This window comes from Nonomuraea recticatena, assembly GCF_039533245.1.
In the GTDB taxonomy this organism is placed as follows: Bacteria; Actinomycetota; Actinomycetes; order Streptosporangiales; family Streptosporangiaceae; genus Nonomuraea; species Nonomuraea roseola.
On the sequence record NZ_BAAATE010000008.1, the window covers coordinates 199,667 to 214,988 of the forward strand.

13 protein-coding genes are annotated in these 15,322 nt (G+C 69.9%); 7 read left to right on the forward strand and 6 right to left on the reverse strand.

Annotated elements, in window-relative coordinates; all coding sequences use genetic code 11:
• The first annotated feature begins 58 nt into the window (after positions 1-58).
• The 4 genes from glgB (at position 59) to sppA (ending at position 8,040) form a co-directional block, all read left to right on the forward strand.
• Entirely contained in the window at positions 59-2,215 is a 2,157-nt protein-coding gene (gene glgB, locus ABFX50_RS18310) for a 1,4-alpha-glucan branching protein GlgB (protein ID WP_346148078.1), read from the forward strand.
• Between the two features lie 84 nt (positions 2,216-2,299).
• The gene (locus tag ABFX50_RS18315) at positions 2,300-4,279 is read left to right on the forward strand and encodes a S8 family peptidase (protein WP_346147853.1); all 1,980 of its coding nucleotides are present in this window, start codon (positions 2,300-2,302) and stop codon (positions 4,277-4,279) included.
• 146 nt (positions 4,280-4,425) lie between these two features.
• Entirely contained in the window at positions 4,426-6,132 is a 1,707-nt protein-coding gene (locus tag ABFX50_RS18320) for a S8 family peptidase (RefSeq protein ID WP_346147855.1), read from the forward strand.
• 210 nt (positions 6,133-6,342) lie between these two features.
• A complete protein-coding gene (gene sppA / locus ABFX50_RS18325) occupies positions 6,343-8,040 on the forward strand; it encodes a signal peptide peptidase SppA (RefSeq protein WP_346147857.1) in 1,698 nt (565 codons plus the stop codon).
• A 5-nt stretch (positions 8,041-8,045) separates the two neighbouring features.
• Here the strand turns inward: sppA and ABFX50_RS18330 are convergent, their stop codons facing one another.
• Positions 8,046-8,546 carry a DinB family protein gene (locus ABFX50_RS18330; protein WP_346147859.1) on the reverse strand — a complete coding sequence of 167 codons (501 nt, stop codon included), beginning with the start codon at positions 8,544-8,546 and terminating at the stop codon, positions 8,046-8,048.
• Between the two features lie 47 nt (positions 8,547-8,593).
• On the opposite strand from ABFX50_RS18330, the gene ABFX50_RS18335 reads away from it, so the two are divergent.
• Positions 8,594-9,181 carry a cytochrome b family protein gene (locus tag ABFX50_RS18335; protein WP_346147861.1) on the forward strand — a complete coding sequence of 196 codons (588 nt, stop codon included), beginning with the start codon at positions 8,594-8,596 and terminating at the stop codon, positions 9,179-9,181.
• Between the two features lie 39 nt (positions 9,182-9,220).
• Entirely contained in the window at positions 9,221-9,790 is a 570-nt protein-coding gene (locus ABFX50_RS18340) for a hypothetical protein (RefSeq protein WP_346147863.1), read from the forward strand.
• Between the two features lie 12 nt (positions 9,791-9,802).
• On the opposite strand, the gene ABFX50_RS18345 is transcribed toward ABFX50_RS18340, so the two are convergent.
• The gene (locus tag ABFX50_RS18345; RefSeq protein WP_346147864.1) at positions 9,803-10,369 is read right to left on the reverse strand and encodes a flavodoxin family protein; all 567 of its coding nucleotides are present in this window, start codon (positions 10,367-10,369) and stop codon (positions 9,803-9,805) included.
• An 80-nt stretch (positions 10,370-10,449) separates the two neighbouring features.
• Positions 10,450-11,787 carry an aminotransferase-like domain-containing protein gene (locus tag ABFX50_RS18350; RefSeq protein WP_346147865.1) on the reverse strand — a complete coding sequence of 446 codons (1,338 nt, stop codon included), beginning with the start codon at positions 11,785-11,787 and terminating at the stop codon, positions 10,450-10,452.
• Between the two features lie 157 nt (positions 11,788-11,944).
• On the opposite strand from ABFX50_RS18350, the gene ABFX50_RS18355 reads away from it, so the two are divergent.
• Positions 11,945-12,598, forward strand: a complete 654-nt coding sequence (locus tag ABFX50_RS18355; protein ID WP_346147867.1) for a LysE family translocator — start codon at positions 11,945-11,947, stop codon at positions 12,596-12,598.
• 31 nt (positions 12,599-12,629) lie between these two features.
• Here the strand turns inward: ABFX50_RS18355 and ABFX50_RS18360 are convergent, their stop codons facing one another.
• The 3 genes from ABFX50_RS18360 to ABFX50_RS18370 all read right to left on the reverse strand — a co-directional run bounded on the left by ABFX50_RS18360 (position 12,630) and on the right by ABFX50_RS18370 (position 15,294).
• Entirely contained in the window at positions 12,630-13,106 is a 477-nt protein-coding gene (locus ABFX50_RS18360; protein WP_346147869.1) for a flavin reductase family protein, read from the reverse strand.
• A gap of 254 nt (positions 13,107-13,360) precedes the next feature.
• Positions 13,361-14,125, reverse strand: a complete 765-nt coding sequence (locus ABFX50_RS18365) for a DUF1963 domain-containing protein (RefSeq protein ID WP_346147871.1) — start codon at positions 14,123-14,125, stop codon at positions 13,361-13,363.
• A 236-nt stretch (positions 14,126-14,361) separates the two neighbouring features.
• Entirely contained in the window at positions 14,362-15,294 is a 933-nt protein-coding gene (locus ABFX50_RS18370) for an ABC transporter substrate-binding protein (protein ID WP_183656089.1), read from the reverse strand.
• Positions 15,295-15,322: the final 28 nt, after the last annotated feature.

A 15,322-nucleotide genomic window follows, 5' to 3' on the forward strand; every position in this document is an offset into this window, starting at 1 on the left:
ACAGCGGGCAAGGGCATGGGTTGGAAGGTCGCTATAGGGCAGGGTTAGGGGCATGCCGATGAGGACAGAGCTCGACCGACTCGCGGGTGGCGCACACCACGACCCGCACTCGATTCTCGGAGCGCACCTGGAGCCGCGCGGAGTCACGTTCAGGGCGTTGCGTCCACTGGCCGAACAGGTCGAGGTGGTCTTCGACGACGAGGCCCGCCCGTTGAAACACGTCGCGCACGGGGTGTTCGAGACGACGGTCGCGGGTCTGGACAAGGTGCCCGACTACCGGCTGCGCGTGCGCTACGCGGGCGGCGAGCCGTACGAGATGCAGGATCCCTACCGGCACTGGCCCACGCTCGGGGAGGTGGACCTGCACCTGATCGGCGAGGGCAGGCACGAGCGGCTGTGGGAGGCGCTGGGCGCCAGGGTGATGCGCCACGAGGACGTCGACGGCACGGCGTTCGCGGTGTGGGCGCCGAACGCGCGGGGCGTCAGGGTCGTCGGCGACTTCAACCACTGGGACGGCGTGGCCCACCCCATGCGCTCGCTCGGCAGGTCGGGGGTCTGGGAGCTGTTCGTGCCCGGCATGGGCGAGGGCGAGCGCTACAAGTACCAGGTCCTCGGCGCCGACGGGATGTGGCGCGACAAGGCCGACCCGATGGCCAGGCGCACCGAGGTGCCGCCGCAGACCGCCTCGGTGGTCGAGCGCTCCGACTACGCGTGGAACGACGCCGACTGGATGGACTCCCGCCACGCGACCGTGCCGCAGCAGGCGCCGATGAGCACCTACGAGGTGCACCTCGGGTCGTGGCGGCCGGGGCTCGGCTATCTGGAGCTGGCCGAGCAGCTGACCGACTACGTCAGCGAGATGGGATTCACCCACGTGGAGCTGCTGCCCGTGGCCGAGCACCCGTTCGGCGGCTCGTGGGGCTACCAGGTGACCTCCTACTACGCGCCGACCTCGCGTTTCGGCAAGCCCGACGAGTTCCGCCACCTCGTCGACGCCCTCCACCAGCGGGGCATCGGGGTGATCCTCGACTGGGTGCCTGCGCACTTCCCGATGGACGACTGGGCGCTTGCCCGCTTCGACGGCACCCCGCTCTACGAGCACGCCGACCCCGCGCGGGGCGAGCACCCCGACTGGGGCACCTACGTCTTCGACTTCGGCCGCAACGAGGTGCGCAACTTCCTGGTCGCCAACGCCCTCTACTGGATGAAGGAGTTCCACATCGACGGGCTGCGGGTCGACGCGGTCGCCTCGATGCTCTACCTCGACTACTCCAGGCGAGAGGGCGAGTGGACGCCCAACGTCTACGGCGGGCGCGAGAACCTCGACGCGGTGGAGTTCCTGAAGGAGATGAACTCCGTCTGCTACAGGGAGGAGCCGGGCATCATCACGATCGCCGAGGAGTCGACCGCGTGGCCGGGCGTCTCGCGGCCCGTGCACCTGGGCGGGCTGGGGTTCGGGTTCAAATGGAACATGGGCTGGATGCACGACACCCTGGCCTACCTGCGCCACGAGCCGATCTTCCGGCAGTACCACCACCACCAGATGACCTTCTCGCTGATGTACGCCTACAGCGAGAACTTCGTGCTGCCGCTCTCCCACGACGAGGTCGTCCACGGCAAGGGCTCGCTGCTGGGCAAGATGCCGGGTGACGAGTGGCAGCGCTTCGCGCAGCTCAGGGCGCTGTTCGCGTTCATGTGGGCGCATCCGGGCAAGCAGCTGCTGTTCATGGGAGGGGAGTTCGGCCAGGGCTCGGAGTGGTCGGAGGAGCGCGGGCTCGACTGGTGGGTGCTCGACTTCGACGGGCACCGCGGCGTGCAGAAGCTGGTGCGCGACCTCAACAGGATGTACCGCGAGACCCCGGCCCTGTGGGAGCTCGACAGCACCCCCGACGGCTTCAGGTGGATCGACGCCGACGACGCCCAGGGCAACGTCTTCTCCTTCCTCCGGGTGAGCGAGGACGGGTCCGCGGTGGCGTGCGTGGTCAACTTCAGCGGCGGTCCGCACGAGAACTTCAGGCTGGGCCTGCCGTACGGCGGGCGGTGGGAGGAGATGCTCAACACCGACGCCTACGACTACTGGGGCAGCGGGGTCGGCAATCTCGGAGCGGTGGAGGCGGTGGAGGAGTCGTGGCACGGCCTGCCGTACTCGACCACCCTGGTGGTGCCGCCGCTGGGCGCAGTCTGGCTCAAGGGGACGCCGCCCGCGACAACGTGAGCGTTTACTGAGAAACCCCGACAGCCCCTGTGCTGTCGGGACAAATCTCTCTACACTCCGAGATCATCACCCCTCGGAGGACGTGTGCGATTTCGACGCCTGATCGTGTGCTCGATCCTGCTGGCCTTATTGCCCGCCGCTCCGGCCCTCGCCGGAGAGCCTCCGTCGACACCGGCCCCCACCGCCTCCGCACCCCCCGAGAGCACGCCTCCGGCAGAACAGCCCTCCTCAGAGCAGCCCCCTCCAGAGCAGCCTTCCCCAGGCCGGCCTGAGGAGAAGCTCGAGGAGGGGCTGGCGGTCGCCGAGGGGACCAGCCGCGTCATCGTCGAGCTCACCGACGCCGCGCAGACCGCGCCCGTCGCCGCCCAGGCCGCCGCCCAGGACGCGCAGGTCGTGCTCCAGCCCGAGGCACAGCCGGCCGCGCAGCCCTTCATCGTCGTCGAGGGCACCGCGGAGGAGCTGGCCAAGCTGGCCGAGGACCCGAGGGTGGCCTCCATCCACCGCGACCGCGCCTACCCGCCGACCGCGATCTCCAGCCTCCCCGTGATCGGCGCCGACAAGGCGCACGCCGAGGGCAGGACGGGCGCGGGACAGGCCGTCGCCATCCTCGACACCGGCATCGACCGCGACCACCCCTTCTTCGGCGGCAGGATCGTCGCCGAGGCGTGCTTCTCCTCCACCGAGTACGACGGAGTGGAGTCCCTGTGCCCCAACGGCCAGAGCCAGATGACGGGCACGGGCGCGGCCGACTCCGAGTACGCCAAGTGCCTGGTCGGCGGCGAGAACCTCTGCGAGCACGGCACCCACGTGGCCGGCATCGCGGCGGGCCAGGGCGGCGTCGCGCCGGGCGCGAGCATCGTGGCCGTGCAGGTGTTCAGCCGGGTCAACGACGAGGACGCCTGCGGCGCCGCCGCCTGCCTGATGGCCTTCGAGTCGTCGCTGCGCCTGGCCGTCGACCACGTCGCCTCGCTGGCGCCCGCCACCCCCATCGCGGCCATGAACCTCAGCCTCGGCGGGCAGCTGTCCGACACCTCCTGCGACACCTCGGAGGAGGGGCAGGTCTTCAAGCCGAAGATCGACGACCTGCTGGCCAAGGGCGTGGCGACCGTGGTCGCCGCGGGCAACGAGTACTTCGAGGGCACCACGTTCCCCGCCTGCGTCTCCTCGGCCGTCGCCGTGGGCGCGAGCGACAACGGCGACCACATCGCCGACTTCTCCAACACCGGCCCGCTGCTGGACCTGTTCGCGCCGGGGGTGGACATCGAGTCCTCTGTGCCCGACGACGCCATGGCCACCCACAGCGGCACCTCGATGGCGGCCCCGCACGTCGCCGGGGCGCTGGCCGTGCTCAAGGCGGCCTTCCCCGACCAGGCGATCGGCGCGCTGGTCGAGAAGCTGAAGACCTCGGGCAGACCGTTCTCCTACCAGGCGGGAGGCGTCCAGGTGACCACGCCGCGCCTCGACCTGGCGGCCGCCGCGAGCGGCGCCGCGCCGCAGCCGACGGTCAGCCAGAGCGGGCCCGCGCCCGCGCCCTCGGAGAGCGGCCCCTCCCCCGAGCCCACGGACGAGGACCCCCAGTCCGAGGATCCCCGCTCCGAGGACCCGGGCGGGAGCGACGAGCCCGATCCGACCCCCATCCCCCTGCCGACCGTGACCGTGACGGTGACCGTCACCGCGACACCTCCCGCCGCTCCCTCGTCCGTGTGCACCCGCGGTACGGCCGGCACCCGCATGACGGCCAAGGAGTGGGCCGTGGAGGTCTACCGCGGCACGGGACAGCTGTCGGACGAGACGCTCACCTGCTACCTGAAGCTCGCCCACAAGACGAGCAAGGTCTTCCCCGAGCTGACCAAGGCCTCCTCGCTCGGCAAGGCCTACAGGGTGCTGAAGGCCCCCAAGGGCGCGCGGGCGAAGCTGGACCGCGCCCTGCTGGCCGCCTGGCTCAACTGGGCGCACGGGGCCACCTCCACACTGGCGCCGGTCCAGGCCGCGGAGAAGGTCCGGCTGACCGCCAAGGCAAGCAGCGCGAGCCTGAAGAAGGCCACCGCCGCACTCGGCAAGTAGCGCGCGGCACGCAGCCGAGAGGCCGGTCCCCCCACGGGACCGGCCTCCTTCGCGTTACCCAAAAGACACTTTGCTTCGCTTCTGACATCAAATTTCACATCTGTACACTCAGCCTCACAAATTGGATCACCCCCCTCGGAGGCACAGTGAGACTGCGGTCTCTCCTGGCCGGTGCGGCCACCCTCGCCGCCCTCTCGGCCGGGCTCGTCACAGCCCCCGCGCAAGCCGCCGCGGACGACCCGCTCAAGAAACTCGACCCCGCCGTGCGGATCAGCGGCACGCACAGGGCCATCGTCCAGGTGCAGAGCCCCGCGCAGGCCAAGTCCCTCGCCGCCACCGCCGAGGCGGTCACCCCAAGCGTCGAGAACGTCGCGCCCACCCCCGAAGCGCTCGCGGGCAAGCTCGACTTCTTCGTCTACGAGGGCACCGTCGAGGAGTTCAAGAAGATCGCGGGCCAGGCGAACGTCGTCTCCATCCGCGAGGACCGCCTCAACTCCCCCAACCTGGTCAGGAGCCTGCCGATCATCGGCGCCGACAAGGCGCAGGCCGCGGGCGTCACCGGGGCGGGCAAGGCCGTGGCCGTCCTCGACACGGGCATCGACGGCGACCACCCGTTCTTCGGCGGCCGCATCGCCGCCGAGGCGTGCTTCTCCGCCGAGAACGCCGCCGACACCGCCACCTCCCTGTGCCCGAGCGGCGCGCCGTTCCAGATCGGCGCGGGCGCGGCCAGCGCCACCACCGACGCCTGCATGAAGAACGTCGCCCCCGGCGACGCCACCTTCGGGATCTGCGCGCACGGCTCCCACGTCGCCGGCATCGTCGCGGGCAAGGCGCACTCCTCGCAGCGCGAGCCCTCCAACGGCGTCGCCCCCGGCGCGACCATCGTGCCGGTGCAGGTGTTCAGCAGGTTCACCAACCCCGAGTACTGCGGCGGGCCCGCCAACACGCCCTGCGCCCTGGCCTACGACTCCTCCATCCTCACCGGGATGTCGTACGTCAACCTGATCGCCAAGCAGTTCGGCATCGTCTCGGTCAACCTCAGCCTCGGCGGCGGCAAGTACGACACCGCCTGCGACACCGGCGACGGCGCCGACTTCAAGGCCCAGGTCGACCAGCTGATCGCACAGAACGTCGCCACCGTCGTCGCGGCGGGCAACGAGGCCTTCGACGCCTCGGTCTCCTGGCCCGCCTGCGTCTCCAACGTGGTGACCGTCGGCTCGACCGACGTGGAGTACCCGCAGGTCGGCACCCGTACCGACGACGTGTCGTCCTTCAGCAACCGCGGCGAGATGCTCGACCTGTTCGCCCCCGGCTGGCCGATCTTCTCCTCCGTGCCCGACGACAGGTACGCGGGCTTCGGCGGCACCTCGATGGCCGCCCCGCACGTCGCGGGCGCCTTCGCGCTGATGAGGGAGAAGCTGCCCGACGCCTCGGTGGAGGAGATCCTCGCCAGGTTCAAGGCCGCGGGCAAGCCGATCACCTACACCAGCGCGGGCAAGCAGCTGACCACGCCGCGCCTGGACGTCTGGAAGGCGCTGCCGCGCATCGAGTGCGCCGCCACCTACGCCACCAAGGCGTCGTGGCCCGGCGGGTTCCAGGCCTCGGTCACGGTGAAGAACACCGGCACGCTGCCGATCAAGAGCTGGAAGGTGACCTGGACCTTCCCCGACCGCCAGAGGGTGCAGACTCTCTGGAACGGCAGGGTCTCCCAGAGCGGCGCGGACGTCACGGTGACGAACGCCCGCTGGAACGGCTCCCTGGCTCCCGAGGCCTCGGCGCAGTTCGGGTTCAACGGGCAGCTGCGCGGCGGGGCGAACAACCCGCCTGCGACGCTGACCTGCACGGCCGCCTGACCTGTCAGTTCGCATCACGGCCACGCCCTCCTTCGGGCGTGGCCGTTTCGCTTGCGGGCGCCGTTGCGGCGGCCGGCCGGAGTCCCGCTGGGCGGCGCGCCTTCGGCGGAGGGGACCACGCGCCTGCGGAGGAGCATGGCGGGCTTGCCGTACGAGATGGTTGGGTTGGGGGCGCTCGCGGGCGCCGGGGCGTCGCTTAAGGTGACATTTATGGACGCGACCAAGGCGATCGTTGACACCGTTGACCGATTCCGCCAGCGGCGTACCGCCCCGCTGGTGCTGGAGCTGGACCTCACCGAGGGGCTGACCGCGGGTCCTCCCGCCGATCCGCTCAACGCGATTCTCACCATGCGCAAGCCGCGCCTGGCCGACGTCCTGTCGGGCCTCAAGCGCGCCAGGAAGGACTCCCGCGTCAAGGCTCTCATCGTCAAGATCGGCGGAAACCCGCTCGGACTGGCGATGGTGCAGGAGCTGCGCCAGGCCGTCACCCACTTCCGCGCCTCGGGCAGGCTGACGGTCGCCTACGGTGAGACGTTCGGCGAGTTCGGCCAGGGCACGATCCCCTACTACCTGGCCAGCGCCTTCGAACGCGTCTACCTCCAGCCCAGCGGCGACGTCGGCCTCACCGGCATCGCCCTCGAGCAGCGCTTCCTCAAGGGCGCGCTCGAGAAGCTCGACATCGCCTACGAGGTGGGGCAGCGGCACGAGTACAAGACCGCCGCCAACACCTTCACCCAGGACCACATGACCGACGCGCACAGGGAGTCGTACGGCAGGCTCGCCGAGTCGATCCTCGAGCACGTGGTCGCGGGCATCGCCGAAGGCAGGCGGCTCGACCCCGGCAAGGTTCGCGAGCTGGTCGACAGGGGTCCCTTCATCGGCGCCGAGGCCGTCGACGCGGGTCTCGTCGACAGGCTCGCCTACAGGGACGAGGTGTACGACGAGGTCAAGAAGGCCGCGGGCGACCACGCGCACCTGCAGTTCGTCTCCCGCTACGCGCGCGGCGCGGCCGTGAGGAAGCTGCCGAACCCGACGGCGGACAGCGTCGCCCTCATCCACGGCCACGGCATGATCAAGCTGGGCCGCAGCGGGCGCAGCCCGCTGGGCGGCGGCGGTTCGATGGGCTCCGACACGATCAGCGCCGCCATCCGCGCGGCCAGGCGCGACCCGCACGTCAAGGCCGTGGTGTTCAGGGTGGACAGCCCCGGAGGCTCCTATGTCGCCTCCGACACGGTGTGGCGCGAGGTCGTGCTCACCCGCAAGGTCAAGCCGGTCATCGTCTCCATGGGCGACGTCGCGGCCTCCGGCGGCTACTTCGTCGCGATGGCGGCCGACGTCATCATCGCCCAGCCCGGCACCCTGACCGGCTCCATCGGCGTGCTCGGCGGCAAGGCCGTGCTCGGCGGGCTGATGCAGAGGGCGGGCGTCACCACCGACATGATCACAGAGGGGGCCAACGCGGCGATGTTCTCCTCGGCTCGGTCCTTCTCCACGGAGGAGTGGGACAGGGTCAACGCCTGGCTCGACCGCATCTACGACGACTTCGTGGGCAAGGTCGCCGAGGGACGCCATCTGACCAGGGAGCGCGCGCACGAGCTGGCCCGCGGCCGCGTCTGGACCGGCGCCGACGCTCGCGAGCGCGGGCTCGTCGACGAGCTCGGCGGGCTGGAGGACGCGCTCGGCCTGGCCCGCAAGCGGGCAGGCCTCGCCGACGACGCTCCCGTGCGCACCTATCCGCGGCTCAACCCGCTGGAGCGGTTGAAGGGGCCCGAGTCGAGCGAGGACAAGGCGGCGGCCCTGGCCAGGGTGCGGCTGGAGGCCTGGGGCCCGTTCGCGAGGATCGCGGGCGAGCTCGGCCTTCCCTCCTACGGCCCGCTCCTGCTGCCGGGCGAGATCGTCATCCGCTAGGCGTCCTACTCACCGGTGACCCCGTCGATGCGCTCGCGCATCAGGTCGGCGTGGCCGTTGTGCCGGGCGTACTCCTCGATCATGTGGATGAGGATGTAGCGGTGCGAGTAGTGGGCTCCACGCCTGGCGACCTCGGCGAGAGCGTCGATGGGCGTGTTCGCCGAGACCTTGCGGCACTCGTCCACCTCGGCGCGCCACACGGCCAGCGCCTCGTCGGCCGGGACGTCCGCGACGTCGAACTCGACGTCGTCGACGTCACTCCAGTACAGGGCGGGCAGGTCGGCGCCTTCGAGGACGCGGCGGAACCAGTAGCGCTCGACGTCGGTGAGATGGCGGACCAGGCCGAGCAGCGACATGGCGGAGGGAGGGACCGCCCGCTCGCGCAACTGCTCGTCGGTCAGCGCCGCGCACTTGACGGCCAGGGTCTCGCGATGCCAGTCGAGGAAGGCGGTGAGGAGCTCACGCTCGTCACCGGCGGCCGGGGGATCGATTCTCGGATCAGTCACCCGGCCTATTCTCCTGGGTGATCCTTGTTCATGGTGAAATATGCCAGATGTGGCCCCAGCAGAGGCTGGTGGGCGAGATGCTCGTCTACTGCTTCGTCATCGTCCTGCTCACCGGCGCCTTTCTCACCTTCTTCTACACGCCGAGCGCCGAGGAGGTGGTCTACGACGGCTCCTACGACCTGCTCAAGGGCATCGCCATGAGCACGGCCTACGCCTCGGTGCTGGACCTCAGCTTCGACGTCCGCGGCGGCCTGTTCATCCGGCACCTCCACCAGTGGTCGTCGGTGATCTTCCTGGTGGGCGTCGCTCTGCGCCTGACGGCCTGCCGCGCCTTCCTCCAGGCGCTGCCGGTGATCGCACTCCTCGTGCTGGCCACGCTCAACGCGATCGTCGGCTACACGCTGACCGACGACCTGTTCGCGGGGAGGATCCTGGGCGAGGCGCCGATCGCCTGGTGGTACGGCGCGCACCTGCTGCTCGCCTTCGTCGTCGCGGCCGCCCTGGTGGTCGCGTGGCGGCGGGCGGGGGGCCGGCGGCCCAGAGCGCTCTACTTCGTGGTGATCTGCCTCAGCCTGACGCTGCTGGCGGTCCTCTTCCCCCTCAACCAGATCTGGCTGCACGGCCCCTCGATGTGACCGGCCCTGATGATCCTCATTCATGGTGAAATATTCGGAATGAGGCACTTGAACCGGCCGGCGGACGCGGTGCTCGTCACCTGCTTCGTGATCGTGGTGCTCACCGGCGCCTACCTCGCCTTCTTCGACACGACCGGCCAGGTGGTCTATGACGGCCCCTACGAGCCGCTGAGAGGCGTCGAGATGAGCGAGGCGTACGCCTCGGCGCTGGAGATCAGTTCCGAGACGCCCGGCGGCCTGCTCGTCCGGCACCTCCACCAGGTGGCGTCGTGGACCTTCCTGCTCGTGATCGTCCTGCGCCTGGTGGCCTGCCGCTCCCTCCTCCAGCTCCTGCCATGGGTCACGTTGCTCGGGCTCGGCGGTCTCAACGTGGCCGTCGGTCACAGGGTGGTCGACGGCCACGCGTGGAGCGGCTGGGAGGGTCTGTCGTGGCAGCACGGCGCGCACCTGCTGCTCGCGTCCGGCACAGCGGTCGTGCTGGTGGTCGCCTGGCGACGGGCGGGCATCCAGCGTCCAGGACCGCTCTCCTTCGCGGTGGTCTGCCTCGGCGTCACGCTGGCGGCTCTCCACACCCTCAGCCAGGTGGGACCGCACGGCCGCTGGATGTGAAGGCGACGGCGGTCAGCCGGTCGCTCGCGCGGTGAAGAAGGTCTTGGCCCTCGTCAGCGCGTCGTGGTCGGTCGCCATGTCGCCCGGACGGTTGGCGAAGCCGAGCAGCGCGCCGCCCCACCGTCCGCCGAAGTACTGCGCGCACAGCCGCAAGGTGCCCACCAGCGGCTCGGCCACCGCCATGTCGTCGTCACTCACGGCGCTGATCGCCCAGGTCGTCTTGCCGGCCATGCGCCTGCGGAAGTCGACGCCGGGCACGCGCATCCAGGCCGACCAGTAGTCGAGGTAGAGCTTGGTGGAGGCCGACACGCTGTACCAGTAGAGCGGCGAGGCGATCACCAGGTCGGTCGCGTCGAGCGTGGCCTCCAGGAGCACCCGCTCGTTCCCCACGGGCGCCCGGTAGACGCCGTCGTCGACGTGCCGTACGTCCCTGAACGGCGGGAGCGGCAGGTCGTCGAGGTGCAGCCAGCGCTGCTCCGCCCCTTCGGGCAGGTGCTCGGCGGCCGTCCTCGCCAGGGCCTCGGTGTTGCCACCCGGCCGCGCACTGCCCATCAGGAAGAGGAACCTACGCTCGGCCATTCGCTGTCTCCGATCGAGATGTATGCACGTGCATATTACACGTCATTTCTTGACCGGATGCGCCGTCTTCCTCCCGGCTGTCACTCGGAGAGCAGATCGTCCGGAGTCGAGCGGGCGAGGCCGGCGAGCGTGGCCAGGGCTCGGGCGAGGATGTCGGTGGGCGGGGAGGCCAGGCCCAGGCGGATGGCGTTCGGGGCGCGGTAGTGGCCCACGGCGAAGGCCGCCGCGGGGGTGACCGCGATGCCCTGGCGCGCGGCGGCGGCGACGAAGGTGTCGGCCCGCCACGGCGGCGGGAGCTCCCACCAGCAGTAGAAGGAATGCGGATCGCTGTGCACCGCGAACTCCCCCAGGTGCCGGGCGGCGAGCTCCTGCCGGGCGGCGGCCTCCGCCTGCTTGGCGCGGGTCACCTTGCCGACCACGCCGTCGCTCAGCCATCGGGTGGCGGCGTCCAGCGCGAAACGCATCGGCGTCCAACCACCGGAGCGCAGGGCGGTCGAGACGTTGGCCCCGAGGGCCTCGGGGACGACGGCGAACCCGAGCGTCAGGCCGGGAGCCAGCCGCTTGGAGAGGCTGTCGACGAGGATGGTGCGTTCGGGGGCGAGCGCGGCGAGAGGCGGCAGGTCGTGGCGCAGGAAGGACCAGATCGCGTCCTCGATCGCGTGCAGGTCCAGCCGCCTCAGCAGGCCTGCCAGCTCGATCCTGCGCTCCACCGGCATGGTCAGCGACAGCGGGTTGTGCAGCGTCGGCTGAAGGTAGACGGCGTCGAGCGGGGTCTTGCGCATGGCGGCCTCGACGGCTTCGGGAACCAGTCCTGCCGCGTCGACGGCCAGCGGCACGAGAGTGACCCCGAGGCGGCTCGCGATCGCCTTGACGACGGGATAGGTGAGCTCCTCCACGCCGATCCTGGCGCCGGGGGACGCCAGCGCGGTCATGGCCGCGGCGATCGCCTGACGACCGTTGCCCGCGAACAGCACCCGCTCCTGGTCCGGCCGCCAGTCCTCGCGGGCGAGCAGATCGGCGACGCTGCCGCGCGCAGGGAGCGTCCCCGCCGCGCCCACCGGGCGCATGGACGCCTCCAGCACGTCGGGACGCAACAGAGCGCCCATGCTCTCGGCCAGAAGGCTCGCCTGCTCGGGCACGAAGGCGTAGGTGAGCTCCAGATCGACCCTGCTGTCGGCCGGCTCGGCGAGAGCGGGCTGCGGGCGTGGAGCAGCGGCCCTGACGAACGTGCCGCGTCCGACCTCGCCGACCGTCAGACCACGCAGGACCAGTTCCTTGTAGACGCGGGCGGCGGTGGAGTTGGCGATGGCGCGCTGCCGCGCGAACTCCCGCTGCGGCGGCAGGCGATCGCCGGGCCGTAGCCGCCCAGCCGCGATGTCCGCCGCCACCTCGTCAGCCACCCGCCGGAAGTCGTCCATGGCCGTCTCCTCTCCGAGGGGAGTCAAGCACAGAATTGCTCCGAGTTCAATTTCTGATATTGCACTGACAATGAACTGAGCGATAGCTTCGCCATGTCGGCGCAATCGGTGGCCTGCGGCGATCCCATGGCTCGAACGCAGAAGGTGGACGGTGGCGATGATCGAACAGAGCGCACTGCTCGGCGTGGTGTCGATTGCGCTGGGCATGGTGCTGTCGCCGGGCCCGAACATGATGTACCTGGTGTCGAGAAGCATCAGCCAGGGACGCCGAGCTGGAATCATCTCCCTGGGCGGGGTCGCGGCCGGCTTCCTGGTCTACCTGGTGGGCGCGAACCTGGGGCTGGCGGTGCTGTTCGCCGCCGTGCCCGAACTGCTCACCGTCATCAGGATCGCCGGGGCGTGCTACCTGCTGTGGCTCGCCTGGAAGACCATCAAGCCCGGCGGCGTATCGGTCTTCACCGTTCAGGACGTGCCCGCCGACTCCCCCCGCCGGCTCTTCACCATGGGGCTGCTGACGAACCTGCTCAACCCGAAGATCGCCATCCTGTACGTCGCGATCATTCCGCAGTTCGTCGACCTCGCCAAGGGCGATGTGCTGCTCCAAGGCATCATCCTCGGCGGCTTCCAGATCATGGTGGCCGTCTCGGTGAACCTGTCGATCGTGCTGGCCGCCGGAGCCGTCGCGGGGTTTCTCGCCCGCCGTCCCTCCTGGCTGCGGACCCAGCGGATCACCATGGGGAGCCTGCTCGGAGTCCTGGCCGTCATGCTCGCCCTCGGCACCTCCGGGAACGTGACCACACCTCTGACATAGCGCACGTCCAGGCGCCCCTGACGGTGCCGCCCTACACCGGCCGGTAGCGTCCGCGCAGCCGTACCAGAGGGAGGGGCGCGGAGTCCACGTAATCGACGGCGAGCACCCCCGCCACGAACAGAGCATGGTCTCCCGCGGGCACGACCTGCGTCGTCTCCACCTCCAGCGCCGCCACCCCACCCTCGATGATCAGCGCGTCGGTGTGCGGGCCCCGGTGGTGCGGCGCGCCGGAGACCAGGTGACGGGCGCTCGGACGGCCGGCGACCGCGAACCTGCTGGCGATCGCCGCCTGCCCCGAGGAGAGCAGCGAGGCGGCCCAGCGATCCTGCCTGAGCAACACCTCGGCGAGATAGCCGCCGCTGGACAGACTGGCCAGGATGAGCGGCGGATCGACGGAGACGGACATCAGCGCGGACACCGTCACGCCCACGTCGTCACGGCCGTCCCTCACAGTGATCACGGCCACGCCCGCCGCCAGCTGTGCCATCGCCTCGGTGAACTCACTCACTCGATCACTCTGGCACATGACGGGACGTACACCCCACCCCGCCGAAACGACAGGACGACCTTCACACCCGACCCGCCCGAGGGTGTCGTCCCCCCCTTGGTGCGGGGCCGCCGCCATGATCGAGAAGCGTCGACGCTTCAGTCCAGGCACCACACCCGAGCGCCGACGCTCAGGTCCTGGCCACGAATCGGACTGGAGGCCGAGTTCGTGCGTGGGGTACTCGCCGAACCGGTTGACGGGAGTGCGCCAAGGGCTCAGCAGCAGCGCATGTCCGCCTCGGCCTCGCTGAAGTCCCCCGCCATGAACGCCTTCACCGGGATCGTGAAGTACATCGTGCCGGCGTCACCCCACCCCCATCCGAGCTCCGCGTCCTCTGCGAGCTGGAGCAGATGGATCGCCGAGCCGTCGGCGTCGCGGTTGGTCACACGGGACGCGTAGGAGGTGTCGGGCCAGCCGAAGGCACAGTGACTGCCAGCGGTGTTCGCGTCGAGGCCGTCCATCTTGTCGAGGATGAGCGCCGACGCGCCCCAGTATTCGTCCGTGTCGAACTCGACGTCGGTGTCCTCGACGTCCCAACAGTCCGGGAGCATGCTCACCTGAAGCGCGTGGACGGGTGTGGCCGGATAGCTCCTCGCCGGTTCGGGCGCGGCTGTCTCGACCGCCCGTGCCGGATCGGCGGGAATCACGCGGCACGCCTCGGGCCCGGACATGTCCAGCTCCCGATACTCCTCATATGGCACGTCGGGATCGAGGTAGAAGAAGTTGAGCAGGCCAGGTCGTGTGGGCAGGTCGTCCCCGAGCCACGGAGCGAGGGCGTCGGTGTCGAGCACGGCGTGCAGGGACAGGGGGAAGCCGCCCAGTTCGGGCCAGGAAGTGCCAGGTTCGAGCAGTGCGGGGCCGCCGAGTCGGCATCGGCCGGTGGCCTGGGCGGCGTCTGCCGAAGGGTCCAGCCGGAAGCCGCGGCGGGCCATGGCCGCGAACTGCCTGCCGGCCTTCTCTCCGAGTCGTTCGGTACACATGTGGAGCATGCTGGCTGGGTCGTTGAATTCCATGCCGAGATCTTCGCAACTGCCGCTTGCCGGCAAGGAGCCTGGAGTGCTGCGGCGCTGGAACGGGTCGAAGGACGTGCGTTACGACCGGGGAGTGCGAGGGGCCGGAAGGCCCCTCACCGGGGTTTCAGGGGCGTGGCCCCTGAAAAGCGCCGCCCGAGCCGCAGGCGAGGACCTTGCCTTTGGCTCGGGCATCGGGGTTTCCGTTACAGCAGGCCGTTGGTGGTCAGCCAGTCCTTGGCGACCGTGGCGGGGTCGTCCTTGTCGACGGAGATCTTCTGCATCATCTGCGTGAGGTTCTCGGTCGTCAGCTTGGCCGACACGGCGTTCAGAGTGGTCTTGATCGTCTCCGTCGTGGCCGCCTTGTTCACCAGCGGCGTGACGTTCTGGGCGCTGAAGACGTTCTTGGGGTCCTGCAGCGAGACCATGTTGTTGATGATGATCTTCGGGTCGGTCGTGAAGACGTTGCCCGCCTGGACCGTGCCGTCCTTGATCGCGTCCGCGGTGGTGTCGCCCGTCGGCTTCCACTCCTTGAACTCAAGGCCGTAGACGTCCTTGAACTGCTGCTCACGGCGCTTCTTGAACTCGGGAGGACCGCCGACCGCCATCTGCTTCGAGACCTTGGCCAGGTCCTCGATGGTCGTCAGCTTGTACTTCTCAGCGGTCTCCTTGGTGACCGTCAGAGAGTCGTTGTCCTGCGCGGGAGAGGACTCGAGGATCTCGAGCTCGGCCGGCAGCTTGCTGGCAAGCTCGCTGTTGACCTCCTCCTTCGAGGCGGCGGTCGACTTGGGGTCGACGAAGAACAGCAGCGCGCCGTTGTACTCGGGCAGGATGGTCAGCCCGCCGCTCTTGACCTGGTTGTAGATGACCTCGCGGCTGCCGATGTTCGGCTTCTCCTCGACCGTCACGCCCTTGGCCTTGAGCGCCTGGGCGTAGATGGAGCCCAGCAGCACGCTCTCGGGGAAGTTGAACGAACCGACGACGGCCGTGCCCCCGCCCGGCGCCGACGCGGACCCCGTGGGGGCCGCGCTCGCGGAGGTGGTGTCCAGCGGGTTGCTGCCGCTGCCGCCGCCACCGCAGGCCGACAGGGTGAGCATCGCCGAGAACAGGACCGCCGCGGTGCCGAATATGCGTCTCATGCTTATTTCCCTTCTAAACGGGGGGTAA